Annotated in this window: 18 protein-coding genes; 9 read left to right on the top strand and 9 right to left on the bottom strand. The window is 70.4% G+C overall.

Going from position 1 to position 25910, the window contains the following annotated elements:
• Positions 1–30: 30 nt before the first annotated feature.
• The 3 genes from recA (at position 31) to rny (ending at position 5947) form a co-directional block, all read left to right on the top strand.
• Positions 31–1080, top strand: coding sequence for a recombinase RecA (gene recA, locus IEZ13_RS02855; protein WP_183216337.1), 1050 nt, complete (start codon positions 31–33; stop codon positions 1078–1080).
• Between the two features lie 14 nt (positions 1081–1094).
• The gene (locus tag IEZ13_RS02850; RefSeq protein ID WP_183216335.1) at positions 1095–1823 is read left to right on the top strand and encodes a regulatory protein RecX; all 729 of its coding nucleotides are present in this window, start codon (positions 1095–1097) and stop codon (positions 1821–1823) included.
• Between the two features lie 2399 nt (positions 1824–4222).
• Entirely contained in the window at positions 4223–5947 is a 1725-nt protein-coding gene (gene rny, locus IEZ13_RS02845) for a ribonuclease Y (RefSeq protein ID WP_183217192.1), read from the top strand.
• 576 nt (positions 5948–6523) lie between these two features.
• Here the strand turns inward: rny and IEZ13_RS02840 are convergent.
• Genes IEZ13_RS02840 through IEZ13_RS02825 form a run of 4 tightly spaced genes read right to left on the bottom strand, consistent with a single transcriptional unit; the run spans position 6524 to position 9904 of the window.
• Positions 6524–7483 (bottom strand): amino acid ABC transporter permease, encoded by a 960-nt coding sequence (locus tag IEZ13_RS02840; RefSeq protein ID WP_183216333.1) that lies wholly within the window; start codon positions 7481–7483, stop codon positions 6524–6526.
• The gene (locus tag IEZ13_RS02835) at positions 7480–8190 is read right to left on the bottom strand and encodes an amino acid ABC transporter permease (protein ID WP_183216331.1); all 711 of its coding nucleotides are present in this window, start codon (positions 8188–8190) and stop codon (positions 7480–7482) included. The genes IEZ13_RS02840 and IEZ13_RS02835 overlap by 4 nt, the downstream gene beginning before the upstream one ends.
• Before the next feature lie 30 nt (positions 8191–8220).
• Positions 8221–9105: a glutamate ABC transporter substrate-binding protein gene (locus tag IEZ13_RS02830; protein ID WP_183216329.1), complete on the bottom strand. Its 885-nt coding sequence runs from the start codon at positions 9103–9105 to the stop codon at positions 8221–8223.
• Between the two features lie 55 nt (positions 9106–9160).
• Positions 9161–9904 carry an amino acid ABC transporter ATP-binding protein gene (locus IEZ13_RS02825; protein WP_183216327.1) on the bottom strand — a complete coding sequence of 248 codons (744 nt, stop codon included), beginning with the start codon at positions 9902–9904 and terminating at the stop codon, positions 9161–9163.
• 129 nt (positions 9905–10033) lie between these two features.
• Here IEZ13_RS02825 and IEZ13_RS02820 point away from each other — a divergent pair, with 129 nt between their 5' ends.
• From IEZ13_RS02820 to IEZ13_RS02805, 4 genes are read left to right on the top strand one after another with little or no spacing between them, the layout of a single operon-like run.
• On the top strand, positions 10034–10507 hold the full coding sequence (locus IEZ13_RS02820; RefSeq protein WP_183216325.1) for a hypothetical protein: 474 nt from the start codon (positions 10034–10036) through the stop codon (positions 10505–10507).
• 15 nt (positions 10508–10522) lie between these two features.
• Positions 10523–12016, top strand: coding sequence for a tRNA (N6-isopentenyl adenosine(37)-C2)-methylthiotransferase MiaB (miaB, locus tag IEZ13_RS02815; RefSeq protein WP_372441814.1), 1494 nt, complete (start codon positions 10523–10525; stop codon positions 12014–12016).
• Positions 12017–12060: 44 nt separating this feature from the next.
• Positions 12061–13848 (top strand): NAD-binding protein, encoded by a 1788-nt coding sequence (locus IEZ13_RS02810; RefSeq protein WP_183216321.1) that lies wholly within the window; start codon positions 12061–12063, stop codon positions 13846–13848.
• A 17-nt stretch (positions 13849–13865) separates the two neighbouring features.
• On the top strand, positions 13866–14342 hold the full coding sequence (locus IEZ13_RS02805) for a hypothetical protein (RefSeq protein WP_183216320.1): 477 nt from the start codon (positions 13866–13868) through the stop codon (positions 14340–14342).
• Here the strand turns inward: IEZ13_RS02805 and IEZ13_RS02800 are convergent.
• The gene (locus IEZ13_RS02800; protein ID WP_183216318.1) at positions 14323–15264 is read right to left on the bottom strand and encodes an SCO2521 family protein; all 942 of its coding nucleotides are present in this window, start codon (positions 15262–15264) and stop codon (positions 14323–14325) included. The two genes, IEZ13_RS02805 and IEZ13_RS02800, sit on opposite strands and share 20 nt — an antisense overlap.
• 170 nt (positions 15265–15434) lie before the next feature.
• Here IEZ13_RS02800 and IEZ13_RS02795 point away from each other — a divergent pair, with 170 nt between their 5' ends.
• Positions 15435–16400, top strand: coding sequence for an FAD-dependent oxidoreductase (locus IEZ13_RS02795; protein WP_183216316.1), 966 nt, complete (start codon positions 15435–15437; stop codon positions 16398–16400).
• A gap of 20 nt (positions 16401–16420) precedes the next feature.
• Positions 16421–20611: a HEAT repeat domain-containing protein gene (locus IEZ13_RS02790; RefSeq protein WP_183216314.1), complete on the top strand. Its 4191-nt coding sequence runs from the start codon at positions 16421–16423 to the stop codon at positions 20609–20611.
• On the opposite strand, the gene IEZ13_RS02785 is transcribed toward IEZ13_RS02790, so the two are convergent.
• From IEZ13_RS02785 to IEZ13_RS02770, 4 genes are all read right to left on the bottom strand, one after another.
• The gene (locus IEZ13_RS02785; RefSeq protein ID WP_183216312.1) at positions 20580–21554 is read right to left on the bottom strand and encodes an SCO2522 family protein; all 975 of its coding nucleotides are present in this window, start codon (positions 21552–21554) and stop codon (positions 20580–20582) included. The genes IEZ13_RS02790 and IEZ13_RS02785 overlap by 32 nt on opposite strands.
• Positions 21551–22468, bottom strand: coding sequence for an SCO2523 family variant P-loop protein (locus tag IEZ13_RS02780; protein WP_183216310.1), 918 nt, complete (start codon positions 22466–22468; stop codon positions 21551–21553). Before IEZ13_RS02780 ends, IEZ13_RS02785 begins: the two co-directional genes overlap by 4 nt.
• Positions 22468–24369: an SCO2524 family protein gene (locus IEZ13_RS02775; RefSeq protein WP_183216308.1), complete on the bottom strand. Its 1902-nt coding sequence runs from the start codon at positions 24367–24369 to the stop codon at positions 22468–22470. The genes IEZ13_RS02780 and IEZ13_RS02775 overlap by 1 nt, the downstream gene beginning before the upstream one ends.
• Positions 24370–24579: 210 nt before the next feature.
• Positions 24580–25788 (bottom strand): DUF349 domain-containing protein, encoded by a 1209-nt coding sequence (locus IEZ13_RS02770; RefSeq protein ID WP_183216306.1) that lies wholly within the window; start codon positions 25786–25788, stop codon positions 24580–24582.
• Positions 25789–25910: the final 122 nt, after the last annotated feature.

Here is a 25910-nt window from a genome sequence, read left to right as displayed (position 1 = left end):
AACGCGAAGTCGAATACAGGGGTGGCGGTAATGGCGGCAGGAACACCTGATCGTGAGAAAGCGCTCGAACTGGCGCTGGCGCAGATCGACAAGCAGTTCGGCAAGGGCTCGGTGATGAGGCTCGGGGAGCGGCCGGTCGTGCAGACCGCCGTCATCCCGACCAGCTCCATCGCGCTGGATGTGGCGCTGGGTGTCGGTGGCCTGCCGCGTGGCCGGGTCATCGAGATCTACGGGCCGGAGTCGAGCGGTAAGACCACGGTCGCCCTGCACGCGGTGGCGAATGCGCAGAAGGCCGGCGGTATCGCGGCGTTCATCGACGCCGAGCACGCTCTCGACCCGGAGTATGCACGGGCCCTCGGCGTCGACACCGACGCCCTTCTCGTCTCCCAGCCGGACACCGGTGAGCAGGCCCTCGAGATCGCGGACATGCTGATCCGTTCGGGTGCTCTCGACATCATCGTCATCGACTCGGTGGCCGCCCTCGTGCCGCGTGCCGAGATCGAGGGTGAGATGGGTGACAGCCACGTCGGTCTGCAGGCCCGTCTCATGAGCCAGGCCCTTCGGAAGATCACCGGTATTCTCAACAACTCGGGCACCACCGCGATCTTCATCAACCAGCTGCGCGAGAAGATCGGCGTCATGTTCGGCTCGCCCGAGACGACGACCGGTGGCCGGGCCCTCAAGTTCTACGCCTCGGTCCGGCTCGACGTCCGGCGCATCGAGAGCCTGAAGGACGGCACCGACGTCGTCGGTAACCGCACCCGGGTCAAGGTCGTCAAGAACAAGGTGGCCGCGCCGTTCAAGCAGGCCGAGTTCGACATCATGTATGGGAAGGGCATCTCCCGGGAGGGCTCGCTCATCGACGTCGGTGTCGAGCAGAGCATCATCCGGAAGTCGGGCGCCTGGTACACGTATGACGGCGACCAGCTCGGTCAGGGCAAGGAGAAGGCGCGGGAGTTCCTGAGGGAGAACCCCGACGTCGCCGCCGAGATCGAGAAGAAGATCCTGGAGAAGCTCGGCGTCGGCCAGGCCGGTGCCGATGCCGCCGGTGGCCCCGAGCTGCCGCCGGTCGACTTCTGATCCGGTAACCGGCGATGGCTGGACGGCGCGGTGCACGGTCCGGGCGAGGGTGGGATGCCATCCCGCCCCGGGCCGCCTCCGGCATGCCGGAGGACGGGGAGGCGGGTGCGGCCCGCCGTGCCGGTGGCCGTGGCGCCAGCCGGCGCCCGGCCGGGTCCGACGTGCCGGATGACCACGCGGGTGGAGACGGGCGTGAGCGGCCGGAGCCGCCGCGTAGCGAGTCCGAAATCGCCCGGGAGGTCTGTCTTCGCCAGCTCGCGGTTCGACCACGAACCCGAGCCGAGTTGGCGAAGGCGCTGGTCCGCAAGGAGATCTCCGAAGAGGTGATCGCCGAGGTCCTCGACCGGTACGACGAGGTCGGCATCATTGACGACGCGGCCTTCGCCCGGGCGTGGGTCTCCAGTCGTCATCACGGCAGAGGGCTGGCGCGACGGGCGCTGGCCAATGAGCTGCGCCAGCGCGGGGTCGACGCCGAGGTGGCCTCCGAAGCGCTGGAGGCGGTCGACGAAGAGGCGGAGGCGGCCGCCGCCCGGGCGCTGGTCGATCGCAAGCTCCGGTCGGCGACGGGTGCCCCGGAGGCGGTCTTCCGGCGGCTGGTCGCGATGCTCGCCCGCAAGGGGTATCCGGCCGGCATCGCCATCCGCGCCGTCAAGGACGCGCTGGCCGCCCGTGACGCGGAGGCCGCCGAGTTCGCCGACGCGATCGACGCGGATGCGCTCGAGGACGGGGCCACCGGCCTCTGAGGACGGGCCGCCACGCGCCCAGTCGCCGCATGGCGAGGCTGGCTCGCACGCCTTCTATCCGTGCGGCGAGGCGGCTCGCGCACCTTCTATCCGTGCGGCGAGGTGGGCTCGCGCGCTTGCCGCCTATGTGGCGAGGCGGCTCGCGCACCTTCTACCTGTGTGGCGAGGTGGGCTCGCGCGCTTGCCGCCTATGTGGTGAGGTGCCGCGGGGTACGGCCGCGGTAGAGCCGCGTGGATTACGGCCGCGCCTGGGCGCCTCATGGCCGTGCGGCGCGGATTCGGTGAGGTTCGTGCGCCCGGCGTCGCTGTGGCGCTGTCGTTCGTTGTGACGGGGGTTCGGGGCAGACCCGTGGGCAGCGTCACCAACCTCGAATGGCCGGTGCCGGATTTCCGTCAGCCGCTGCGGCAATGGCCGAAACTTTCGCGGATTGAGTCCGGTGCCCGAGACCGGGTGTTGGCGCCAGGACCAGGGATTTCGCCGATATAGTCCTGATGTGAGGAATGCTCCGCTGGCGTCCATTCGGTGCGATATCACGCAACGGCCTCGAGGCCGGGGCGGCTGATACGCTCCGTTACCACGCGTCACTGTCACGCTCCGTGTCGCATGATGAGAGCGCTGGCGGCGGTGGTGATAATGGTTGAAGTCTGGAGTGGCTCATTATCACGGTGGCGTGATCGCACGGTACGCCGGGAATGTCCCGTGGGTTCGTGAGCTGGGCGTAAGCAGGTCTGTGCCGTACGTCCCATCCGCTGCCAAATCATGAGTCCTTGACCGAAGCGGTGCTCGCGACCTAGCCTCGCGTTACACAAGGTTTGTTCGACCATCCATGCAACAGGCACAACATAGATCGCATTACATTACGGCATCACTTGGACGGTCCGACGTCCGTGAGATGCCTTCATCGGCCGCTGACCGCGCGGCTGATGGCGCGACATACCGGCGGTCAACCCCACAACTCCACACACTCTGATTCGAGCGGCTGACGGGCGGCTCGCCGACAGGGGGCACCTGAGCCGGCCGGAGGATCATCAGATGGGGTCTCGGGCGAGGAAGATCGCTCGAGACATTGTCGTATCCCACGGACGGTAACGATGTTCCCGGTTGGCGGGGCGACCACGGTGGCGAGGCTACGCAGGGAAACGCTGGCCGGATGTCCTCATGGTCATCATCGGGCAGCGGTTCTTCGGCCGAGGAGCTCGAGCGCCCTCCGTGAGGGTGGGCGGCAGGGACGGATTCCGGCACATCGTCTCCGGCTCAGGCCGGCGGATGTTCCGACTCTGAACCGGTCGTCCTGCTTGAGCGGAGCGACTGGTCCGAAGACCGGTCGCTGACCGGGTCCGGACGGTTCGGCTGATACAGCCGTCTCGACCGGCTCCAAGCGACCGGGCCGCTTGGGTAGGCGAAGCGACGGAATCGAGGCGACCAGGCGGCGGCAGCCGCCAGGTTGAAGCGATTCAGGAGGCTTCGGAACCCACGGCGGCCGGGCCGGCCGAGTAGGCGGCGGCGGATTTCGGACGCGACTGGGTTGAAGGACCTGGTCGCCACGGATTCCGAGGTCGCCGAGACGTTCGAGACTCGGGCCGGCCGGCCGGCCGGGGCAGCGGCCGGATCGCCTCCGCGGCGACCACGATGCCGCGGCTCCCAAGGCGATCCGCGTTCGCGACCGGAAGGGCTACGGGCACCAGCAGGCCACGGGCGCCAGCAGGCCACGGGCGCCAGGAGCCTTCGGGTAACCGAAGGCTCAAGTGACCGAGGGCTCCGGGAGGACCACGGGCAACCGAGGTTCCGGGTAACCCAGGGCTCCGGTGATCCGTAGGGCAGCCGGGCGCATTGGGCCAACCGGAAGGCGCCGGGTGACCGGGGCTCAGGCAACGGGCGGTTCGGTGCGCCGGAAGGCTTCGGGCGGCTGAAAGCTCCGAGCAGCCGGAAGGCCTCCAGGCACCTGAAAGCCTCGGGTGGCCGGAAGGTCTCGGGTGGCTGAAGGCCTCGGGTGGCCGGAAGGTCTCGGGTGACTGAAAGGCTGCAGGTAGCCGGAAGGCTCTAGGTGGCTCGGAAGGCTCCGAGCGGCCGAAAGCCCCCGGGTAACCCGGGCGGCTCCGGGTAACCGGAGAAGCGACCGGAACCCCGACCGCAGCCCAGGCCCGCGACCGAGGCCCGGAGCAGAGCCACCCGACCCGGTGATCCGGCGAGGGCGGCCCGGCCCCGGTGCAGTGAGCCGCACCCGGTGCCCGGCGGAATGCCAGCGCCGGACGGAGACTGGAAGCCGGGGTAGCCGAACGGCGGAGCGCGTGTACCCGGGGGCCGGTGCCGCCCGCGATCTGCTGCCTTGGTCGGGCATCCCGCAGAGAGGCCCGCGCGTGTGCACCGCGCCGGCGGCGAAGGGAGACGCGGCGAGATGATGACCCCGCTGGACTGGGTGCTGGTGGTTGCCATCATCGTGATCGCCGTAGCGGTGATAGCGGGGCTGGTCCTCGGGACACGGGCGCTGCGCCAGCTGCGCGCCGACCGCCAGGACGCCCAGGAGCGGCAGGAGCAGGCGGTCGGTGACGCCCGGGCGAAGGTGGATGACGCCAACGCCAAGGCCGCGTCGGTTCGCGCCGAGGCCGCCGCCGCGAAGGCCGAGGCGAGTGCCGCCCGGGCCGAGGCCCGCCGGGTTCTGGAGACCGCGCACAGCGAGGCCGACACCATCCTGGAGCACGCCCACCGTCAGGCCGAGGCCGACGCGGAGCAGTTGCGCGCCGCCGCCCGCCGGTCCGGGGAGCGTGAGATCGCGCTGCTCAACGCCACGGTGAAGGAGCAGGCGGCGGAGGTGGAGCGCCGGGCCGCGCGGATCGACGAGCGGGAGCGGCTGCACGGCGAGGAGGTGGAGCGCCTCGTCGAACGGGAGCGCCGCCTGGCCACGCTGGAGACGGATCTGTCGGCGCGGGAGGCGGCCCTCGCCACGCGGGAGGCCGACCTGACGAAGGCCGAGGAGGTCAGGCGCCGGGAGATGGAGCGGATCGCCGGGCTGACCGCCGAGGCGGCCCGGACCGAGCTGATCGAGGCGATCGAGGGGCAGGCGAAGCGCGAGGCGGCGATCCTGATCCGGGACATCGAGACCGAGGCGAAGAACACCGCGGACACCCGGGCCCGGCACATCGTGGTCGACGCGATCCAGCGGATCGCCAGCGAGCAGACCGCGGAGAGCGTGGTCAGCGTGCTGCATCTGCCGAGCGACGAGATGAAGGGCCGGATCATCGGCCGTGAGGGCCGCAACATCCGGGCGTTCGAGTCGACCACCGGCGTCAACCTGATCATCGATGACACCCCGGAGGCGGTCCTTCTCTCCTGTTTCGATCCGGTACGCCGTGAGGTGGGCCGCCTCACGCTGGAGAAGCTGGTCCTGGACGGCCGGATCCACCCGCACCGGATCGAGGAGGTCTTCGACAGCGCGAAGAACGAGGTGGAGCGGCTCTGCGACCGGGCGGCCGAGGAGGCCCTGGTCGATGTCGGGATCACGAACATCCACCCGGAGCTGGCAAAGCTGCTGGGCCGGCTGCGGTACCGGACGAGCTACGGCCAGAACGTGCTGAAGCACCTGGTGGAGACGGCGCACATCGCCGGGATCATGGCAGCCGAGATGGGCCTGGACGTGCCGACCATGAAGCGGGCGGCCTTCCTGCACGACATCGGCAAGGCGCTGACCCACGAGGTGGAGGGCAGCCACGCCCTGATCGGCGCCGACCTGGCCCGCAAGTACGGCGAGCACGAGGACATCGTCCACGCCATCGAGGCGCACCACAACGAGGTGCCGCCGCAGACCATCGAGGCGGTGCTGACGCAGGCCGCGGACGCCTGTTCGGGCGGCCGGCCGGGGGCCCGGCGGGAGAGCCTGGAGGCGTACGTCAAGCGCCTGGAGCGGATCGAGGAGATCGCGGGCGGGAAGCTCGGGGTGGAGAAGGTCTTCGCGATGCAGGCCGGCCGCGAGATCCGGGTGATGGTGCGGCCGGACGACATCGACGACATCGGCGCCGCCGTGCTGGCCCGTGACGTGGCGAAGCAGATCGAGGAGGAGCTGACCTACCCGGGCCAGATCCGGGTCACCGTGGTCCGCGAGTCCCGGGTGACCGAACTGGCTAGATAGAGGCCGTGGTCCTTGAACTAAAGGCTGCCATGTATTAGTTTCTGTCTATATGGGGATGTTTTTCAGATTTTTGGTGACAGGCTCGGCGATCGCTCTGGGATTGTCCATGGGTTCTGGTCCGGCTAGTGCGGATCCCTTGGGTGGGAATGTTTATCAGAACACTTCCTTCGCCGCGAAGATTGCCAAGTTTGAGAGTGGGGCAGCCTCGAGCTGTAACGTCTGGAACGAGCAGGGTAATGCGACGATAGACCCGGTGACCTGGCGCTGCACGACGCGAGGGCTTCCCGCGCGGGTAAATTCGGGAGACTATTGGTACGACACCGACGGATTTACATTCACCAACGTTTCGACGGGTGGATACTATGTCCGATTTAACGTCAGTCCGTCGTCGTCCTGGCGTTGGGTGGCCAATAACAAATGGACCAAGATCCCCGGCGGAAAGTATGCCAGTTGCACGTGGCAGTCGGGTGAGGAGCGGTACGACGTCTATTGCAATGTCGCGTGATGTGACCCGGTCTGAAGAGTGACCGATTCGGCTCGGCCGGCCAGGTCCGGCCGGCCGAGCCGAATCGTGGGTCACATGGCCGCGATGCCGCTTTCGGCCTGTGCGGTGAGGGCTGCGGGTGGCGCCTGGGCTGCCGGGCCGGCGGTCTTGCGGCCCTGCGAGAGCCGGCGCTGGACGTACTGGGCGAGCTTGGACAGCGAATAGTTGACCAGGATGAAGAGCACCGCGATCACGAAGTAGACCTGGATCGGGTTGCTCAGCACGCCGATGATCTGCTTGCCGATGTTCAGGGTCTCCTCGTAGCTGATGATGAAGCCGAGCGAGGTGTCCTTGAGTACCACGACGAGCTGGCTGATAAGCGCCGGCAGCATGATCCGGAAGGACTGCGGCAGCAGGATCAGCGTGGTGGTCTGGAACGGGGAGAGACCGATCGCGACCGCTGCCTCCCGCTGGCCGAACGGCAGGCCCTCCATGCCGGAGCGCAGGATCTCGGCGATGACCACACCGTTGTAGATGGTCAGGCCGATCACCAGGTACCACAGCGTTCCGAGGGTGACGCCGAATTCGGGGAACCCCCGCGCCACGAAGAAGATCGTGATGACTACGGGCAGACCGCGGAACACCTCGACGCAGACCCGGGTGAGTACGGCCAGGCCGTTGCCGAGCCCGCGCAGCAGGTAAGCGACCGGGGCGGACAGCCCGGCGTACCGGTTGCCGGCGAGGCTCTTGAGCTGCAGGCGCAGCACGGCCAGCAGGGTGCCGATGATCAGTGATGCGACGATGGCCAGAACGGCCGCGGTCAGCGTGTTCTTGATGCCGACCCAGATCCGTTCCCAGACCAGGAAGAAGTTCTCGTTCGAGGGGTCGATCAGCGGCCCCCAGAGCTCCATCGAGAACTGCCCCTTCTCGTCCAAAGGCAGGTAGATCAGGTAATACGCGCCGGCCAGCACCAGGATGGTGGCCGCGATACTGAGGATCAAGGTGAGGCGCCGCTGGCGCGGGCCTGGGACGTCGTAGAGGACACTGCTCATCGGGCCGCCACCGCCTGCCGGCGCTCGATCCGGTCCAGGAGGGCCCCGAGAGGCACGGTCATGATCAGGTATCCGATCGAGATGCCGATGGCGACGGGGATGAAGGCGTAGCCCTCAGCCGAGGTGAGCTGGTCGGCACTCTGCGAGAGGTCGCCGACGACGCCGAAGAAGCCGATCAGCGCCGAGTTCTTGATCATCGCGATGATCACCGAGCCGAGCGGGACGATCGAGGCCTTCCACGACTGCGGCAGCACCACGTACCGCAGGTTTTGCCCGAAGGTCAGCCCGAGCGAGCGGGCTGCCTCGGCCTGGCCGGGTGGCACCGCGTTGATCCCGGACCGCAGCGCCTCGCAGACGAACGCGGCGGTGTAGAGGGTCAGTGCGATCAAGGCGAAGCGGAAGTACGGCAGATCGGTGCCGAGCCGGGTGAAGACCACCTCGAGGCCCGGGATCCGCAGGAAGTCCGCGTTGGAGCCGAGGGCCGGCAGCGCGAACGCGGCGAAGAACATGACCACCGTCAGCGGCATGTTGCGGAAGACCGTGACGTACGCGGTGCCGACCGCCCGCAGCGGCGGCACCGGCGAGATGCGGAGCACCGCCACGACGGCGCCCAGGATGAGGGCGCCGATCGCGGCGAGCACGCAGATCTGGAGAGTCAACCAGAACCCGCCCGCGAAGACGTCGAACTTGTCTATGAGCACATTCACGGACGGAAACTCCCGGATCAGCGGATGAGATCAGTAACGGTTGACGGCGGGGGCGGTGCCCAGCTCGGCGCCGAACTTGCCGGCGGTGTCGTCCCAGGCCTTCTTCCAGCTGCCGTCGGCGTAGGCCTTCTCGAGGGTGTCGTTGATGAAGGTCCGGAAGTCCTTGTCGTCGAGCTTCACGCCGATGCCGTACGGCTCCTTGGTGAAGTTGTCGCCGGCCAGCTTGTACTTGCCCTCGTTCTTGGCGATGTAGCCGAGCAGGATGACGTTGTCGGTGGTCACGGCGTTGACCTGGCCACCGTCGAGAGCGCTGATGCACTTGTCGTAGGTGTCGAAGAGCACCACCTGGGCGGCGACGTCCTTGACGTACGTCTTGATGTTCTCGGCCGGGGTGGAGCCGGTGACCGAGCAGACCTTCTTGTCGCCGGCCTTGAATGCGTCCGGGCCGGTGATGGTCGTGTCGTCCGCCTTGACCAGGATGTTCTGGCCGGCCTCGTAGTAGGGCCCGGCGAACGCGACGCGCTCCTTGCGCTTGTCGTTGATCGTGTACGTCGCGACGATGAAGTCGACGTTGTTGTTCACGATGGCGTCCTCACGGACCTTCGAGGTCGTCTCGACAAACTCGATCTTGTCCGTGGGGATCCCGAGCTCCTTGACGATGATCTTCGCGACCTCGACGTCGAAGCCCTCGGGCTTGCCGGACAGGCCCTTGAGGCCGAAGCCCGGCTGGTCGAACTTCGTGCCGACCTTGACCGACTGGGCCTTGTTGAGCCGCTCCATCGTGCTGCCGGCCGCGAAGGACTTGGCAGCGCCGCCGGTGTCACCGCTGGACCCGGCGTCCTCGCCGGCGCACGCGGTCAGGGCGAAGGTGAGAGCCGCGGCGGTGGCCGCAGCGGCTACGCGAGTGAAACGCATACTTCATCTCCTTTTCGATCAGGATCGCCGTCGTGTGGCGACCCTGAGGGGCACATCAGTGCGTGAGGATCTTGGAAAGGAAGTCCTTGGCGCGGTCGCTGCGCGGGTTCGCGAAGAACTCCTCCGGCGCAGCCTGCTCGACGAGCTGACCATCTGCCATGAACACGACGCGGTCGGCCGCGTGGCGGGCGAAGCCCATCTCGTGGGTGACGACCACCATGGTCATGCCCTCGCGTGCCAGCGATGTCATCACGTCCAGCACCTCGCCGACCATCTCCGGGTCGAGCGCGCTGGTGGGCTCGTCGAAGAGCAGCGCCTTCGGCTGCATGGCGAGCGCCCGCGCGATCGCGACGCGCTGCTGCTGGCCGCCGGAGAGCTGAGCCGGGTACTTCTCCGCCTGGTTGGCGATGCCCACACGCTCCAGCAGCGCCATGGCCCGGTCGCGGACGACCGCGGTCTGCTCCCGGCGCACCTTGACCGGCCCCAGCATCACGTTCTGCAGGGTCGTCTTGTGTGCGAAGAGGTTGAACGACTGGAACACCATGCCGACTTCGCTGCGCAGCCGGGCCAGCGCCCGGCCCTCCGCGGGAAGGGGGCGCCCGTCGAACGTGATCGTGCCGGAGTCGATCGGCTCCAGCCGGTTGATGGCGCGGCACAGCGTGGACTTGCCGGACCCGGAGGGTCCGATCACGACCACGACCTCGCCGCGTGCGACGGACAGGTCCACGTCCTGCAGCACGTGCAAGGGGCCGAACCACTTGTTGACGTTCTCAAGGACGATGAGAGCCTCGTCTGTCACCCCAGGTCCATCCACTCGTTCTCGGTTCACTCGATTGGACACACCCTATGGGGCGCTCCGTATCGGATTGTGTCGAGAATGGTCACGGAGCGGTAACACAGCCATTGCGCTGAGAGAGGGGCCGAGAGCATGGAGTACATGGCGGACGGCCCGTGGAACTGGTGCGTCGCCGGTCGCTGGGAGCCCGACCGGGTCATGGGCGCGCTCGCCGGGGCGCTCGAGCGCCCGGTGCACGGCATGATCCCCGGCGCTGACCTGCTCTGCGACGTCTACCACGCCGGAGGCGACTTCCCGACCCTGGTCGATGTCTACGTGACGCCCGCCGGTGTCGCCGAGGAGACCATCGCGAGCGCCGTCGCGGTCCGGCTGGGCGCCGCGGTCCTGCTTCCCGACGACACCCTCAACCCGTCCCGGTACGTGCTGGCGGAGCCGGACGGATCGTTACGGGCGGTGCACGTCGACGAGGTGGAGACCGACGACGGGCCGGAGCGCCGCAACGTCCGGCCCTGCACCGGCGCCGACCCGGCCTGTGCCGCCCCGGCCGGCTGTGACCGATCGCGGTGGAAACCCGGCCCGACGCCGGAGCGGCCCGCCGCGGCTTAACGGGTAGCCTGGTCAATTGCCATGACTACCGAGATGACCGGCAGCGCGCGCACCTATGATGTGCGCACCTACGGCTGCCAGATGAACGTGCACGACAGCGAGCGGATCTCCGGCCTGATGGAGGACGCGGGTTATGTGCGCGCCGCGGACGCGGACGCGGCGGACGTCGTGGTCTTCAACACCTGCGCGGTCCGGGAGAACGCCGACAACCGCCTCTACGGCAACCTCGGCCACCTGCGCCCCACCAAGCTCAAGAATCCGGGCATGCAGATCGCGGTCGGCGGCTGTCTGGCGCAGAAGGATCAGGGCGACATCGTCAAGAAGGCGCCCTGGGTCGACGTGGTCTTCGGCACCCACAACATCGGGTCGCTGCCGGCCCTGCTGGAGCGCGCCCGGCACAACGAGGAGGCGCAGGTCGAGATCCTCGAGTCGCTCGAGGTCTTCCCCTCCACCCTGCCGACCAAGCGCGAGTCGACCTACTCCGGCTGGGTCTCCATCTCGGTGGGCTGCAACAACACCTGTACGTTCTGCATCGTCCCGAGCCTGCGTGGCAAGGAGAAGGACCGCCGCCCCGGCGAGATCCTCGCCGAGGTGGAGGCTCTCACCAAGGAGGGCGTCCTCGAGGTCACCCTGCTGGGGCAGAACGTGAACTCCTACGGCGCCGAGTTCGGCGACCGGCTCGCCTTCGGCAAGCTGCTGCGCGCCACCGGGGACGTCGAAGGGCTGGAGCGGGTCCGGTTCACCAGCCCGCACCCGAAGGACTTCACCGACGACGTGATCGCCGCGATGGCCGAGACGCCGAATGTGTGCCACTCGCTGCACATGCCGCTCCAGTCCGGCTCCGACCGGGTGCTGAAGGCGATGCGCCGCAGCTACCGCCAGGAGAAGTACCTGGGGATCATCGAGAAGGTCCGGGCCGCCATGCCGGACGCCGCGATCACCACCGACATCATCGTCGGCTTCCCCGGCGAGACCGAGGAGGACTTCGAGCAGACCCTCGAGGTGGTCCGGCAGGCCCGGTTCTCCAGCGCCTTCACCTTCCAGTACTCCAAGCGGCCCGGCACGCCCGCCGCCACCATGGAGGAGCAGGTGCCGAAGGCGGTCGTCCAGGACCGTTACAACCGGCTCATCGCCACCCTCGAAGAGATCACCTGGGCGGAGAACAAGCGGCTCGTCGGGAAGAAGGTCGAGGTGCTGGTCGCGGTCGGCGAGGGCCGTAAGGACGAGCGGACCGGCCGGCTCAGCGGCCGGGCCCGGGACGGCCGGCTCGTGCACTTCGCGACCGGGGACACCGTGCCGCGTCCCGGCGACATCGTCGAGACCGTGGTGACCTACGCGGCGCCGCACCACCTGAACGCCGACGGGAACCCGCTCAGCCACCGCCGTACCCGGGCCGGAGACGCGTACGAGTCCGGTCGTACCCCGAAGTTGAAGGGTGTGTCGCTCGGCCTGCCGGGCGTCGGTGTGCCGGCCCCGCTGCCGCCCGCGTCCGAAGGATGCGCCCTCTGACCGCTGCGTAGCCGCACGGCGGCGGGGTGTGACAATGTGGATCGATGGCCACCTTTCCCCGCACCCCGCTGTCTCTCGCCGACGACCAGGGGCAGCCCGCCGTCACCGTGACGCGGGCCGTGTTCGCCCTGGCCGGGGTGCTGGCGCTGGTTCTCGGTTTCATCGGCCTGGATCAGTATCTTGCTTCGCAGGGTGTCGCCGACCGTGACCCGCTGAACCTGCTGTACGGCACGTTGCAGCTGTTCGTCCTGGGCTCCGATCCACTGGAGGGCGGCACCGACTTCCCGCCGGCCCTCCAGGTGGCCCGGTTCGTGGCCCCGATCGTCACGCTGTACGCCTTCGCCGAGGCCGCCCGGGTCCTGCTGGCCAGCGAGATGCGCCGCCTCCGGGCCCGCCGCTCCCGCCGGCACGTGGTGGTCTGCGGCGACTCCTCGGTCGCCCGGACGCTGGCGCACCGCCTGCACCTGAGCGGCCATCGCGTCGTGGTGGTCCGCACTCAGCCGATCGGCCCGCTGGAGTTGCGCCGGCGCGGGCTGCTCGGGGTCAACGGCGACGCCCGCGACCCGGACGTGCTGCGTGGCGCCGGCGTCCCCCGGGCCGCGACGCTGTACGCCTGCGCCGAGACGAGCGCCGCCAACCTGGAGATCGCCGCGGCCGCCGCCCGGATGGCCGCCCCGCGCAACGATCTCGCCGTCTACGCCCAGATCCACGAGGCGGACTGGGCGCTCACCCTCCAGGCCCGGCGGCTCGGCGTGCCGCACACGCCCGGCCAGCGGCTGGACTTCTTCCACCTGGACCAGTTGGCGGTGCACGTCCTACTGGACCAGCGGCCGCTGCCGAATCGCCCGGACCGGGTGCCCCGGCTGCTGGTGGCCGGCGACTCCTCGCTGGTCCGTGCGCTGATCGTGGAGATCGCCCGGCACTGGCGGCTGCGCCGGTCGAGCCCGGCGCAGCGGGTCGTGGTGGACCTGGTGGCGCCGGACGCGATCCGGGTGCGGGACCGGTTCGCCGAGCGGGGCGGGGTGGTCCAGGACGGGTGCCGGGTGACGGCGTACGAGACCGACGTGTCCGCCCTGCTCGACGACCCCGGCCGGGCCGGCTACGACCGGGTCTTCCTCTGCTTCGCCGACGACCGTGAGGGGCTGGAGCTGGCGCTGCGCGAGCACCGCCTGTGGCGCCGGGTCTCCGGCGACATCATCGTGGTGGTGGACGCGCTGGCCGCGATCACCGAGGCGTTCAGCCGGGACCAGCGGGAGGAGCCGCTGCTCGACCCGATCGACGGCCGGGTCCGGCTCTTCTCGGCGGTGGCGGCCGGCTGCGATCCGGCGCTGATCGCCGAGGACCTGTCCGAGCGGCTGGGCCGGCTCATCCACGAGCGGTTCGTCGAGGCCAGCCTGCTGCGGGGTGAGCGGCTGGGCGGCGGTCCGGCGCTGTGCCCCTGGTCCGAGCTGGACGAGGAGCTGCGCCGGTCGAACCGGCAGCAGGCCGGCGACTTCGGGATCAAGCTGCACATGGTCGGGTGCGCGGTGGTGCCGGCCGACGGCGGTGACGACGACTTCTGCTTCACCGAGGCCGAGGTCGAGCTGCTGGCCCGCCGGGAGCAGCAGCGCTGGGCGGAGGCCGCCCGCGGCAACGGCTGGGTGCGCGGGGCGCGGCGGGACGGCGCACTGCGGCAGACGCCCGATCTGGTCGACTGGGAGGAGCTCGGCCCGGAGGGACGTGCCAAATGTCGCGCCGCGGTGCTGGAGATTCCGCAGATCCTGGCGGACGCCGGGTTCCGGGTGGTCCGGCTGACGGACACTGGAGTGAGCCGGGCGCTGAACCCGGCGTGATCCCCACGGGAGCGGGCATGACGACGATCGGCGTCACCGGGCACATCCGGTTGCGGCCGGCCACCCACCGGCTCATCCTCCGGGAGCTGGTCCAGCTGCTGTCCGGCTATCCACGGGTGCACGGGGTCACCTGCCTGGCCGAGGGCTCCGACCAGATCTTCGCCCGGGCCGTCCAGGCCTGCCGGGGCACCTTCGACGTGGTGCTGCCGGTGCCCGCCGCGGCGGCGCCACCGGCCGCGCCACCGCCGCACCTGCTGCGCCAGGCCCGCCGGGTGACCCGGCTCGAGGTGGCCGGCCCGCCCGAGGCGGCCTACGAGGCGGCCAGCCGCGAGGTGGTGGAGCGCAGCGACATCCTGGTCGCGGTCTGGGACGGCGATCCGGCCGGCGGTCGCGGCGGCACGGCCGAGACGGTGGAGTGGGCCAAGGCGATGGGCCGCCGGGTCGTCCAGGTCTGGCCGGCCGGAGCAGAACGCCTCACCGTGCCGGTTTCGTAGAGGCGCCCTGCAACAGATCCAGCGCGCCGATCGTGATCTGGTCCCGGACCCGGGCCATCGCCCCGTCCCACTGCCGGGTGAAACCCGGCCGCTGATCCAGCGCCGACCAGATCGGCAGCAACTCCTCGGGCACGTGCGCGCCCGGCATCCACAGATGTGGCAGGTGCTCCAGCAGCGGCTGCAACCGGCTCACCCGCTCGGCGCGGCTGTGGTCGTGGGCCAGTGTCGCGTCCAGGACCGACAGCACCGTGGTGAGCAGCCAGTCGTGCACGGCCAGGTCCTCGCAGAGGGCGACCACGGCGCCCAGGTCGGTGGTCGGCACCCGCAACTGGAGCGAGCGGACGTCCTCGGAGACCAGCGTGAACGTGCCGCCCGGCCGTTCCACGGACCGGTCCAGGAGCGCGGTCCAGCGCAGCCGGACCCGCGGGGTACGCAGTGGCGGGGCGTGGTCGATCACCCGGGACCGCTGGACCGTGTCGAGCATCCGGGCCGCGATCGCGCTCAGCTCCAGCGTCTCGGTGGTCCGCGCGCCGGTGAGCACACCCTGCTCCAGGTCGGACCGGTCCAGCTTGCCGATCGCCTCCAGATGACCGGGACTGGCCAGGTAGTGCGACCACGGCAGCCGGATCGTGGTGCGGGCGGGCGCCACGCGGGCGTACGCCGAACCCTGCGCGACGTGGCCGGCCACCACGACGGCGCGCGACACGACCGTACCGATGGCTCTGGTCTGACGTCCGGAAGTGGTCGGTAGGCGGCAGTCCACGCCCTCGAGCCGGTCCGGTGAGATCGACCGGGCGATGGGCCGCTCGACCGAGCGGACCCGCTCGTCGGCCTCGTTGCTGAGCAGGTGCTCGGTGGCGCGCCGGGGGAGGGCGACGGAGTTCTGCAGGAGGCCGGTCTGGACCTCTCCGAAAGCCAACATGAGTCCTCCGCGGCCGTTTCCTGATTCCATCGTGGCGTTCCGTGGCGAGACCCGGCAATCACCCCGCGCCGGAAGGATAAGGGCTCGTCAGCCGAGGTCGGCTCAGGTGCGGCCGGGTGCCGAAATTTCAGCCCGTGCGACGCCGCCGAGTAAGCCGTTAGTGTCGGGGGGTGACCGTTACCAACATCGATGCCATTGTGGTCGGTGCGGGCGTCTGCGGTTTGACCAGCGCACTGTGCCTGGCCCGGCGGGGTCTCGTGGTGAGTGTCGTGGCGCGGCGGCTGCCGCCCGCCACGGATTCCTGCGCCGCCGGCGCCATGTGGGGGCCGTTCCTGGTCGATCACCCGGAGGCCGAGCGCTGGGCCGGGGAGGGCCTGACCGCCTTCCGTGAGCTGGCCGCTGCGCGCACCGCCGGAGTCACCATGGTGCGTGGCGTCGAGGTCGCCCGGGGAGTCGCCGATCCGCATCCCTGGCTGCACCTCACCGGGGACCTGGAGCGATGCGACGAGTGGGCCTGGCCGGAGTACCGAAGCGCCTGGCGGTACACCACGGCGGTGGTCGACATGCCGGTCTACTCCGAATACCTGATGGCCGAGCTGCGGGCCGAGGGCGTCCGGGTGGAGCAGCGCGAGCTGCGGTCGCTGCGCGAGCTGTCCGGCCGGGCTCCGGTGATCGTGAACTGCAGCGGCAGCGGCGCCCGCCGGCTGGCCGGCGATCCCGGCCTGGTCCCGGTGCGCGGCCTCGTGGTGGTGGTCCGCAATCCCGGCATCGACACGTTCTTCGCCGAGGACGGCGAGGGCCCGGAGCTCACCTACTACATCCCGCACGGCGACACGGTCGTGCTCGGCAGCACCATCGAAGCGCCTGGCGGGGTGGCGCTGCCGGAGGCCGTCGCGGTCGAGCGGATCCGCCGCCGGTGCGCCGACATCGAGCCGCTGCTGCGGGACGCGCCGGTGATCGGCGTCCGCTCCGGGCGCCGGCCGGTCCGCGACCGGATCCGGCTGGAGACCACCACCCTGGACGGGCAGGTGGTGATCCACAACTACGGCCACGGGGGTGGCGGCGTGACCGTCTCGTGGGGCTGTGGACGAGATGTCGCGTCCATGGTGGAGGCTTGCCTCACGCGACTATATTGACGCGGCGAGGGGAGATTCGCTTGAGCGAGGCCTACATCTCCGCGACCTTCGAGGATCTGAAGGAGTGTCGCGAGGCCGTCCGCCACGCGCTCGGCCTCATCGGCCTGCGGTTCAAAACCATGGAGGAGTACGTGGCGGGCGCCACCGCCCCGCTCGCGCGCTGTCTCGACGACGTCGAGTCCTGCGACATCTACATCGGCATCTTCGCCTGGCGGTACGGCTACACCCCGCCCAAGCAGTCCAAGTCGATCACCCATCTGGAGTACGAGCACGCCGTCGCCAGCGGCAAGGACTGCCTCATCTTCCTGCTCAGCGAGCATGCCGCCTGGCCGGTGCGCTTCGTCGACCGTGGCCCGAAGGCGGCCCAGGTCGACGCGTTGCGTGACGTGCTCCAGCGTGAGCACCTGTGTAGCTTCTTCGACGCGCCGGCCGACCTCGGGCTGCTCGTCTACGCCGCCGTCCACAAACTGCTGGAGCAGCGGTCCCGGGGCGTCACCGCGGCGCCGGCCGTCCCGGTGGCCCCGGGCCTGAGCGCCGCGGTGACCGCCCACTACTTCGAGCGCCTCCGCCAGCAGTACGGCGGGCTCGACCTGCTGAACCTGGCCCAGCAGTCGTCGCCGTACCTGGGGACGCAGTTGTTCGACGTCTTCGTCGAGCCGTTCGCCCGCGCCGACCATCCGCCGCAGCTGACCCGGGCGCCGTGGGGGGAGGGCGCCGGCGAGGCCGAGCGGCTGGACCGGGACGCGCTCCCGCTGTCCTGGCCCGGGCAGCCGGTCTTCGACGTGCTCTGCGAGCGGGCACAGCGCCGGTTCGTGCTGGTCGGCGATCCCGGGGCGGGCAAGTCGGCGGTGGTCCGCTACCTGACCCTGGCACTGGCCCGGGCGCACGCCGACGAACGCCTGGCGCCACTGGCCGGGCATCTGCCCGTACTCGTGGAATTGCGCTCCTATGCCGCGGCCGTGGCCGCCGGGCAGTGCCGCAACCTCCGGGAATTCCTCGCGCACCGCGCCGCCACCGACGGCTACCAGGAGGAGCCCGAGGGCCTGTTCCTGCACCTGGCCCGCGGCGACCCGGCCGTGGTCGTCTTCGACGGCCTGGACGAGATCCTGGAACGGCGGATCCGTGAGGAGACCGCCGGGCAGATCGCCACGTTCGCGGAGACGTTCCCGGAGGCGCGGGTGGTGGTCACCACCCGGCCCGCGGAGTACAACAGGCGTGCCCTGGCCGCCGCCGGCTTCGCCCACCACACCCTGCAACGGTTCGTGCCGGAGCAGACCGCCGAGTTCCTGCGCCGCTGGTTCGAGGCGCTGCCGGAGGCGCCGGGCGCCGACGCGACGGTCCGACGGGAGGTGGTGATCGGCACCATCCGGCGCTCGCCGGAGCTCACCGAGCTGGCCGGCAACCCGATGCTGCTCAGCATCCTCGCCGTGATCGGCCGGCACCGGATGCTGCCGAAACAACGCTGGCGGCTGTACGAGCAGGTCGCCGTCACCCTGGTGGACAGCTGGGACGACAGCCGGATGGTGGACGCGCCGGCCGGCTCGCAGCGCCTGGACGCCGAGGTCAAACACGAGCTGCTGCGCGGCCTCGCCTTCGACATGATGTCCGGGCGCCTGGGGCACCGCGACCATGTCGGCGGCGACCAGCTGCGGCGGATCTTCACCCAGCACCTGGAGCGGCACGGCCTCGGCTGGGCGGAGGCCGGCGAGTTCGCCCGCCAGGCCATCGACCAGCTCCGCCGCCGCAGCTACGTGCTGGGCCGGTACGGCCGGGCCGACTACCGTTTCGTGCACCGCACCTTCCAGGAGTTCTACTGCGCCTGGGCGATCATCGAACGGTTCAGCCCCGGCGGGTCCCGGTTCGACGAGATCCGGGCGGTGTTCCGGGAGAACTGGGCCGACCCGGCCTGGCGGGAGACCCTGCGCCTGGTCGCCGGCCAGCTGTCGGCGGGGTTCGCGGCGGAGCTGGTCGAGCTGCTGATCACCGAGGTCAACCCGGAGTGGTGGGAGTACCCCGGCCCGTCCGGCCGGGCGCCCCGCCCCGAGCCGCCGTGGAACGTCGCCCTGGCCGTGCAGTGCCTGGCCGGGGTCCGCCAGATCGCCGACGCCCGGCACGCCGCCGAGCTGGCGCTGCGCGAGGTGGTCCGGATCATCGAGTACTGCGCCGCCACCCCGGACCGGGACCTGCCCGGCCCCGACTACGCGGACCTGCTGGTCGACGAGTTCATCCCGGCGATCGAGGCGATCGGGCCGAACTGGCCGGACCGCGAGGCCTACCTCGACTGGTACCGCACCGCCGGGGTGGAGATCGTCGGCAACCCGGCGGCCGCCTCCGCCGCCCGGATCGCGGCCGTCCTGGCCCGGCCCGACGACCACTTCGACGAGATCTTCAAGGCCCGGATCGGCGAGGCCGACGACGTACGGGTGGTCTGCGCCGCGGTCGCCGGCCTCGGCGAGATGGCCCACCAGGCGGTCCGGCAGGAGCGCGCCGACGAGGGCCGGCTCGCGCTGGACCCGCTGGTCCGCGCCGCCGACGACGCGCGCGCCGTGGTCCGGCTCGCGTCCGTGCAGGCGCTCGCGCCGCTGGCCGCCGTCTATCCGGAGGCCCGCGCCGTGCTGGTCCGGGCGGTCTCACCGGACCCACAACGGCGGGACGGCTTCTCCACGGTCCGGCTCTCCGCCGTGCAGATCCTCGGTGAGCGGCTGCGGGCCGAGCCCGGGATCGAGGAGATCCTGCTGGAGTGCCGCCGCAGCGACCCGCACCCGGCCGTCCGGGCGGGCGCGCTGCGTGTCCTGGCCCGCCCCCGGCAGCTGTCCGTCGCGGTGGCGCAGGACCTGGTGGACGCCTGCCGGGACGACACGGCGCCCGAGGTGGTGGAGGCGGCGGCCGGGATCCTGCTGCCCCGGGCCGGCAGCGACGGGCCGGTTCGTGAGCTGCTGCTGGGGCGGATGCGGACCGACCCGGCAGCCGGGGTCCGCCGGGCGGCGGTGCGCCTGCTGGCCCGCAGCGGCCCGGAGGCGCGGCTGCTCGAACGGATCGAGACCGATCCGGACGGCGCGGTCGTCCGCGCGGCGGCCGTGGCGCTGGCCGGGCGCGGGAACCGGCCGGGGGAGCGGTCCTGGCAGGCTCTGGTGGCCCGGCTGGCCGCCGAACCGGACGAGGTGCTCCGGGTGGCTCTCGTCCGGGTGCTCGGGGCCACCTACCGGGCCTATCCGCGGACCGAGGAGATCCTCACCGGGGCGGCGACCTCGGACACCGAGCCGGCCGTGCGGCTGGCCGCCGTGAGCGGGCTGGCCGCGCTCCCGGCCGCCCCGTCCCGTGCGGCCGTGCTGGCCCGGGTCGCCGGGCAGGATCCGACACCGTCGGTCCGGCGGGCCGCGGTCGAGTCGCTGGCCGGCGACCGGGGCCCCACCGCGACCCGGGCGCTGATCACCGCGTCCGTGCACGACGCCGACACCGAGACGCGGACCGCGGCGCTGCGTGGTCTGTGCGGCCGGATCCTGGAGCCGGCCGACGCCCGCCGGCTGCTGGAGCTGACCGGCCACGGCCATCCGGAGATCCGGCTCGAGGCGCTGCGGGTGCTGATCGCCGACTGCCCGCCCGACATCGACCTGCCGGCTCTGCTGCTGGACCGGACCAGCAACGACAGCGTGGGTGAGGTTTTCGCGGCCGCCGCCCGGGCCGCGGTGCTGGACCGCGCCGACGCCGGCCATCTCTGGACCGTGATCGCCGAGCGCGCCGGAGCCGACCCGAATCCGGAGATCCGCGCGGCGGCCGTGGAGATCCTGGGTTCCGGTGGCGACGCCAAGGCGGCCGGCGAGGTGCTGCGCGACCGGGTCCGGGTGGACACCGACCCGGCGGTGGTCGCCGCGGCCGCCCGTGCCGCCGCGGCGCTGCGCGAGGACGGGACCCGGACCGACCTGCTGGCCCGTCTCACCGGCGCCGACCCGGTGATCCGCCCGGTCCTGATCCGGGCGCTGGCGCACTGGATCACCGACGACGACGTCCGCCGGGTGCTGCTGAGCCACGCCCGCACCGCCGAGGCGCACGAGGCCCGGCGCGCGGCCGTGGAGATGCTGGCGCCGATCGCCCACCTCGACGAGGTCCGCGACATCCTGATCGACTGTGCCGAGGACGAGGACTTCGCCGTCCGCAACACGGCCGACGCGCTGCTGCGGCTCAGCGACCGCTGGCCGGGGTCCAGTCGTTGATGAAGGCGTAGTCGATCCGGTCCAGGATGGTCGGCGGCAGCTCGATGCTCTCCGGCGCGGCCCGGGCCTCCAGGTCCTCCATGATCAGGGGATCGACCCGGACCTGGTGCAGGACGGTGCGCGCCGCCATCTCGATCTCCATGAACCGGGTCGGCAGGATCGAGAAGCTCCGGTACGCGCAGAACGAGTTCTTCGTGCCGGTCAGCTTGATCACCGGCGGCAGGTCGGACCAGTCGCTCGGATAGTCGCCATTGACCCGGACCGGCTTGGTGAGCTGCTTCTCCTCCGGCCGGAGCAGGCCGAGCCGGAGCAGCTGCCACACCGACGCCAGGAACGAGCAGGACCACAGCTCGTCGTCGCGGATCTCCACGTCCATGAAGACGGAGTGCCGGTTCGCCGCCGTCTGCTCCGGGCTCTGCCACGGCTCGGCGGCCATCGCCGGGGCGGCCGCGGTGTTGGGGGAGCGCCGTCCGTTCGACAGCCAGCCGCTGTCCTTGACGGTGGGGCGGCCACCGTTGGCGCCCCGCAGCGGCTCCGGGACGATCTGGTCGAACACCAGTTGGGCCAGCCGGGTGTCGCCGAACTCGGCACAGCTCGACTCACGGGCGATGTAGTCGATGGACAGTCCGCTCTTGGCGGCCGCGTCGACGACCTTCTTGATGATGACGCCCGGCTCGTCGAGGCGGCTGAAGTAGTCGTCGATCAGAAAGCAGGTGCTGATCCGTGGCGAGGTGGTGCCCCAGCGGCCCATCGACTCGATGGCCTTGACCCAGGGGTACACACTTACGAAGTAGTCCGCCAGCCTGCTCTCACCCTCCCGGGCCTGCAGGTCCTCCATGTAGAGGTGGCCGAGCTCCAGCGAGACGTGCGACAGGCCGACGGAGGGGGCGACATACTCCGTCGCCTGCTCCCGGTAATCCATGCGGTGCAGCGCGACCGTCATAGGGTCTCCCAAGAGGAGTCGTCGACGAGGCGCCTCGCCAGCAAGTCGAACGCGTTCCGGGTCTCCTGGTTCGCGACGCCGCTCACCACGTCTTTGTCAGTGATCAACTGTTCTTGCCATTGGAGCATGGGATCGAGTGGTACGGACCCTAGTAATAGATTTTTGCCGACTTGGTGCTCTCCAGCCAATCGAGTGAGCCGTCTATTGCACTCATCGAGCCAAATGCCCTGTTTCGCGGTGAGGCCGCTCTGGGTCGACGGCGCCGGATCGATCACCGCGGTACGCACGTACCGCAGGTTGTTGGCGAACTGCTGCCGGTCGTGCCCGGACTTCTCGGCGATCGTGAGCAGCCCGCGTGGACCGTTCACCAGCCCGCCCGCCGCCACCACGTGCTGCCGGGTCCACCGGTGGAACACCAGCCAGCGACTGGTGATCTTCTGCATCTCCGGCATGGCGGTCACCTTGAGCACCATCTCGACGGCCAGGTTGCGGCCGGCGCTCAGGTCCACCATGCAGAGACTGAACTCCTCGTTGAGCCGCAGGAACAGCTCGAGGCACCGGCCCACCAGGTCGGCGCGGTCCGGGAAGTCGCCGCCGCCCACGTCGCCGGGCAGCAGGACCAGACGGCCGGTGTTGGCCTGCCCGTCCCGGATCCCGCGCCGGTCGGTGGCGGTCCAGACGTCGATCCGCTCCGGTTGGTAGACCTCCTGGAGCAGGAACCGGTGCATGCCGGAACCGCTGGTGGTGCCGTTCTCCGCGCGCTCGATGCCGAAGATGGCGCCGGCCGTCGGCGAGCCGAAGTCGAAGTCGAGGTAACAGACGTCGTTCCCCTGGAGGGCGCTGCGGTACAGCAGGTTGCTGCTGGTCACCGAACGACCGGTGCCGCCTTTGTCGGACGCGGCGAAAACGAACATCAGATCGCCGTGCTCTCGCTGTGCCGGACCGCCTCGAGGCCGTCGAGTTCCATCAGGACCCAGTTCACCAGCGCGGAGGCGGCGCCCGGCCGGGTACGGGCGATCGCACGGGCCCGCTCGAGTTTGGCCCGGATCTCGGTCAAGACGTCCATCACCTCGAGGCTGGCATCGGCGGAGCCCCGCATGAGCTCCATGTCGTACAGGTGCTCGGCTTCGTAGAGCAGGTCGAAGGCGCGGACCACGAGCCGATCGTTGACGAGCGGCTCCTCGCTCAGCAGGTTCGCCGCGCTCACCAGGCCGGCGACCACCCGTTCGGTGTAGTACCAGGAGGGGCTTTCGTACTCCGGCAGATCGTCGAAGACCAGCGCCGGCTGGTCCCACAACTTCCGGTGGGCGGTCTCCGTGAGGCGGCGGCGGGCGAGATGGTCCCACACCCGGTCGGCGAGGCGCAGCAGCACGGCCCGCTCCTCGACGTCGCTCAGCAGGCCGGCGATCGCGATGCACCGCTGGAGCAGCAGCGAGGCGAACTCGCCGACGAACCAGACCGCGTTGGCCTTCTCGTCTGGGGAGTCCTCGAGGCTGCCCTCCAGGGAGACCCGGAGGCCGGGGGAGTGCAGCTTGACCCCGGAGTCGCCGGGCCGGTGCTTGCGGGTCACCCGGGCCTCGTTGGCCAGGTCGGACAGGACCGAGCCGATCCGGGCCAGGCGGGCGTCCGAGCCGCGCTTACGGACCAGGTCCTTGACGACGATCGAGGTCACCAGGAGGGTGTAGTACTCGCTGCGCAGCCCGTCGGTGGTCTGCCAGGGTGGGTCCTCCAGCGGCCACACCGGGCCTCCGCCGAAGGTGGCGACCGTGGCCCAGTAGGTGAGGGTCAGATCCCAGCGCAGCTGGAGGGCACGGGAGAGACGCTGCTGTTCCTCGTTGAGCAGGCCCAGCACGCGGGTCCGTTCGGAGAAGAGGTCCTCGATGGCGTCGACCGCCACCACGGTGAAGTAGAGATACGGCTTGTTCTCCGCCACCCCGTCGGGCTGCGGGCCGATCTCCTCCGCCGGTTCGTCCGGGGCGCCGGCGGCGGTGCTCTCCTTCTCCCGGCCGGACGATTTGTACTCCAGCGGGACGGCCGGGGCGTCCTTGACGATGCCCCAGGACCAGCCGCACTCGAACAGGGCGTTGGCGCTCTCCAGGTCCTCGGTCTGGCCCGACCCGATCAGCACCTCGTTGAACGACGCGATGGTCTCCTGGAGCACCGAGCGGAACTGGTTGACCACCGTCTTGGACGGCAGGCCCGCCTTGTTGACGGTCTGCAACAGGATCTGCCCCGGGTCGTCGTCGGCCTCGAAGACGTGTGTGGAGAAGCTGCGCAGCAGGCCGACCATCGCCGCGGTGAGCCGGGTGCTGGCCAGCCGCTCCAGCTGCCGCAGCTCGCGGCGCAGCCCCATCCGGGTGACCGACTGCCGGAAGATCCGGACGAAACCGATGGTGGCCAGGGAGAGGGTGACCGAGATGGCGAACGAGTCCACGATGTCGCGGGCCTGCTGGACCTCGGTCAGCTTGGCGCCGTCGTCGGGCTTGTAGTAGCTGCCACCGGAGAAGATCGGCCGGTCGTTGTCCACATACCGGGTGAAATACTCCGTGGCGATCCGCACCAGGTTCAGCGGGATGGTCTTCTCGTCGCCGAGCGGGCGGAGCGCCTCCAGCATGGCGTCGGCCGTGGCGTTCGGCCGGTCCAGCCCGAACGGGCCCACCTGGGTCGCCGGCAGAAGGATGCAGAGCAACTGCTCGGCATCACTGATCGAATTCGATCCGTCCCGGCCACCCCAGCGCCAGGCGCCGTCGCGCCAGGAGCTCTGGATGGTCGCTTTCCACGTCTCCAGCAGGTGCTGTCGCGGTTCGATCCTCACTGGTGCACACCACCATCTCTGCGGACCTCGCCGACCGCACCGAGAAGGCACGCGGCGGTGCCGGCTCCCTCATGATGTCGCACTCGTCAAGGTACCAACCTCGACGACGCTCCAAAGTAGCGCAACGGGCCGGAAAAATCGCGCGACCCTCCACACGAGAAACGGGGGCGACGGACCAGTGGTCCGTCGCCCCCGTCACCGAGCGTGAAATCAGTTCGCCTGCTCGGCCAGAGCGAGGAACTGCTTCTTCGAGGCGAGCGCCTGCTCGGCCTCCTTGATCCGCCGGTTGTCGCCGGCGGAACGGGCGCGGGCCAGCTTCTCCTCGGCCTCGGCGACCTGCTCGCGCATCTGCCGCAGCAGCGGGTTGTCCTGCGGGCTGGTCTTGCGCCACGCCGAGTCCATCGCCACCCGGATCCGGTCCTCGGCGGCCCGCCAACGGCGGTCCAGCGAGGCGGCGGCCTCCCGGGGCACCCGGCCGGCTTCGTGCCAGGCGGCCAGCGCGTCCCGCATGCGGTTCTGCGCGCCGCGCGGGTCGGCGTCGACGTCGATGGCCTCGACCTCGGCCAGGATCGCCTGCTTCTTCTCCAGGTTGCCCTGGTACTCCGCGTCACGGGCGGAGAAGACCTCGCTGCGCCGGGTGAAGAAGGCGTCCTGAGCGGCCCGGAAGCGCTCCCAGAGGCGCTGTTCGGCCTCCTTCGCGGCGCGCGGCGCCGACTTCCACTCGGTCATCAGCTCCTTGAGCCGGTTGGCGGTGTTCGACCACTCGGTCGACTCGGCCAGGCTCTCCGCCTCGGTGACCAGCTCCTCCTTGGCGGTCTGCGCCTGCTTGCGCTGGCCGTCGAGGGTGGCGAAGTGGGCGCCCCGGCGGCGGGTGAAGCCGTCCCGGGCGGCGGCGAACCGCTTCCACAGCTCGCCGTCGGTCTTCTTGTCGACGCCGCGGATCGTCTTCCACTCGTCGAGGATCTCCTTGAGCCGATCCCCCGCCGACTTCCACCCGGTGGCGTCGGCGGCGATCTTCTCCGCCTCCTCGACCAGGGCGGTCTTGCGGGCCACCGCCTCGGTGCGGGCCACCTCGCGGGCCGCGCGAGCCTCACCGGCCTTCTCCTCGGCGAGGGTGGCGAGCCGGTCCAGGCGGGCCGCCAGACCGTCGATGTCACCCACCACGTGGGCCTCGTCGAGCTGGGTCCGCAGCCGCTTCACGCTGGTGAGCGAGTGGGCCGCGTCCGCCGCGCCGGACTTGAGGCGAGCCTCGACGAGGTCGACCTCGGTGACCAGGTCGGCGAATCGCCGGGCGAAGTGCGCGAGCCCCTCCTCGGGGGTGCCCGCCTGCCAGGAGCCGACCACACGGTCGCCCTCGGCGGTCTTCACGTACACGGTGCCGTCGGCATCCACGCGCCCGAAGGCCGTCCAGTCGTTCATGAGCTCATCCTCGTTCTCCCGGCGCCGCAGGTCCAACCGGAGCCTCGGCCACCGCCATAGCGCAGTCTCGAATGCCAACTTCCCAACGGCATTCTTTCTCGCGCATTGTCACAGGTCCAACC

This window comes from Actinoplanes campanulatus, from assembly GCF_014647795.1.
GTDB classification, from domain to species: Bacteria; Actinomycetota; Actinomycetes; order Mycobacteriales; family Micromonosporaceae; genus Actinoplanes; species Actinoplanes campanulatus.
The sequence above is the reverse complement of the archived record's forward strand: the minus strand, read 5'-3'. Positions and strand labels throughout refer to the sequence as shown.

Bases quoted from the DNA above. Each gene is read 5' to 3' on its own strand.
- IEZ13_RS02800 (WP_183216318.1), bottom strand. From the start codon at position 15,264: ATGTTGGCTTTCGGAGAGGTCCAGACCGGCCTCCTGCAGAACTCCGTC.
- IEZ13_RS02780 (WP_183216310.1), bottom strand. From the start codon at position 22,468: ATGTTCGTTTTCGCCGCGTCCGACAAAGGCGGCACCGGTCGTTCGGTG.
- IEZ13_RS02840 (WP_183216333.1), bottom strand. From the start codon at position 7,483: ATGAGCAGTGTCCTCTACGACGTCCCAGGCCCGCGCCAGCGGCGCCTC.
- recA (WP_183216337.1), top strand. From the start codon at position 31: ATGGCGGCAGGAACACCTGATCGTGAGAAAGCGCTCGAACTGGCGCTG.
- IEZ13_RS02785 (WP_183216312.1), bottom strand. From the start codon at position 21,554: ATGACGGTCGCGCTGCACCGCATGGATTACCGGGAGCAGGCGACGGAG.
- IEZ13_RS02805 (WP_183216320.1), top strand. From the start codon at position 13,866: ATGACGACGATCGGCGTCACCGGGCACATCCGGTTGCGGCCGGCCACC.
- IEZ13_RS02830 (WP_183216329.1), bottom strand. From the start codon at position 9,105: ATGCGTTTCACTCGCGTAGCCGCTGCGGCCACCGCCGCGGCTCTCACC.
- IEZ13_RS02850 (WP_183216335.1), top strand. From the start codon at position 1,095: ATGGCTGGACGGCGCGGTGCACGGTCCGGGCGAGGGTGGGATGCCATC.
- rny (WP_183217192.1), top strand. From the start codon at position 4,223: ATGACCCCGCTGGACTGGGTGCTGGTGGTTGCCATCATCGTGATCGCC.
- IEZ13_RS02770 (WP_183216306.1), bottom strand. From the start codon at position 25,788: ATGAACGACTGGACGGCCTTCGGGCGCGTGGATGCCGACGGCACCGTG.
- IEZ13_RS02820 (WP_183216325.1), top strand. From the start codon at position 10,034: ATGGAGTACATGGCGGACGGCCCGTGGAACTGGTGCGTCGCCGGTCGC.
- IEZ13_RS02810 (WP_183216321.1), top strand. From the start codon at position 12,061: ATGGCCACCTTTCCCCGCACCCCGCTGTCTCTCGCCGACGACCAGGGG.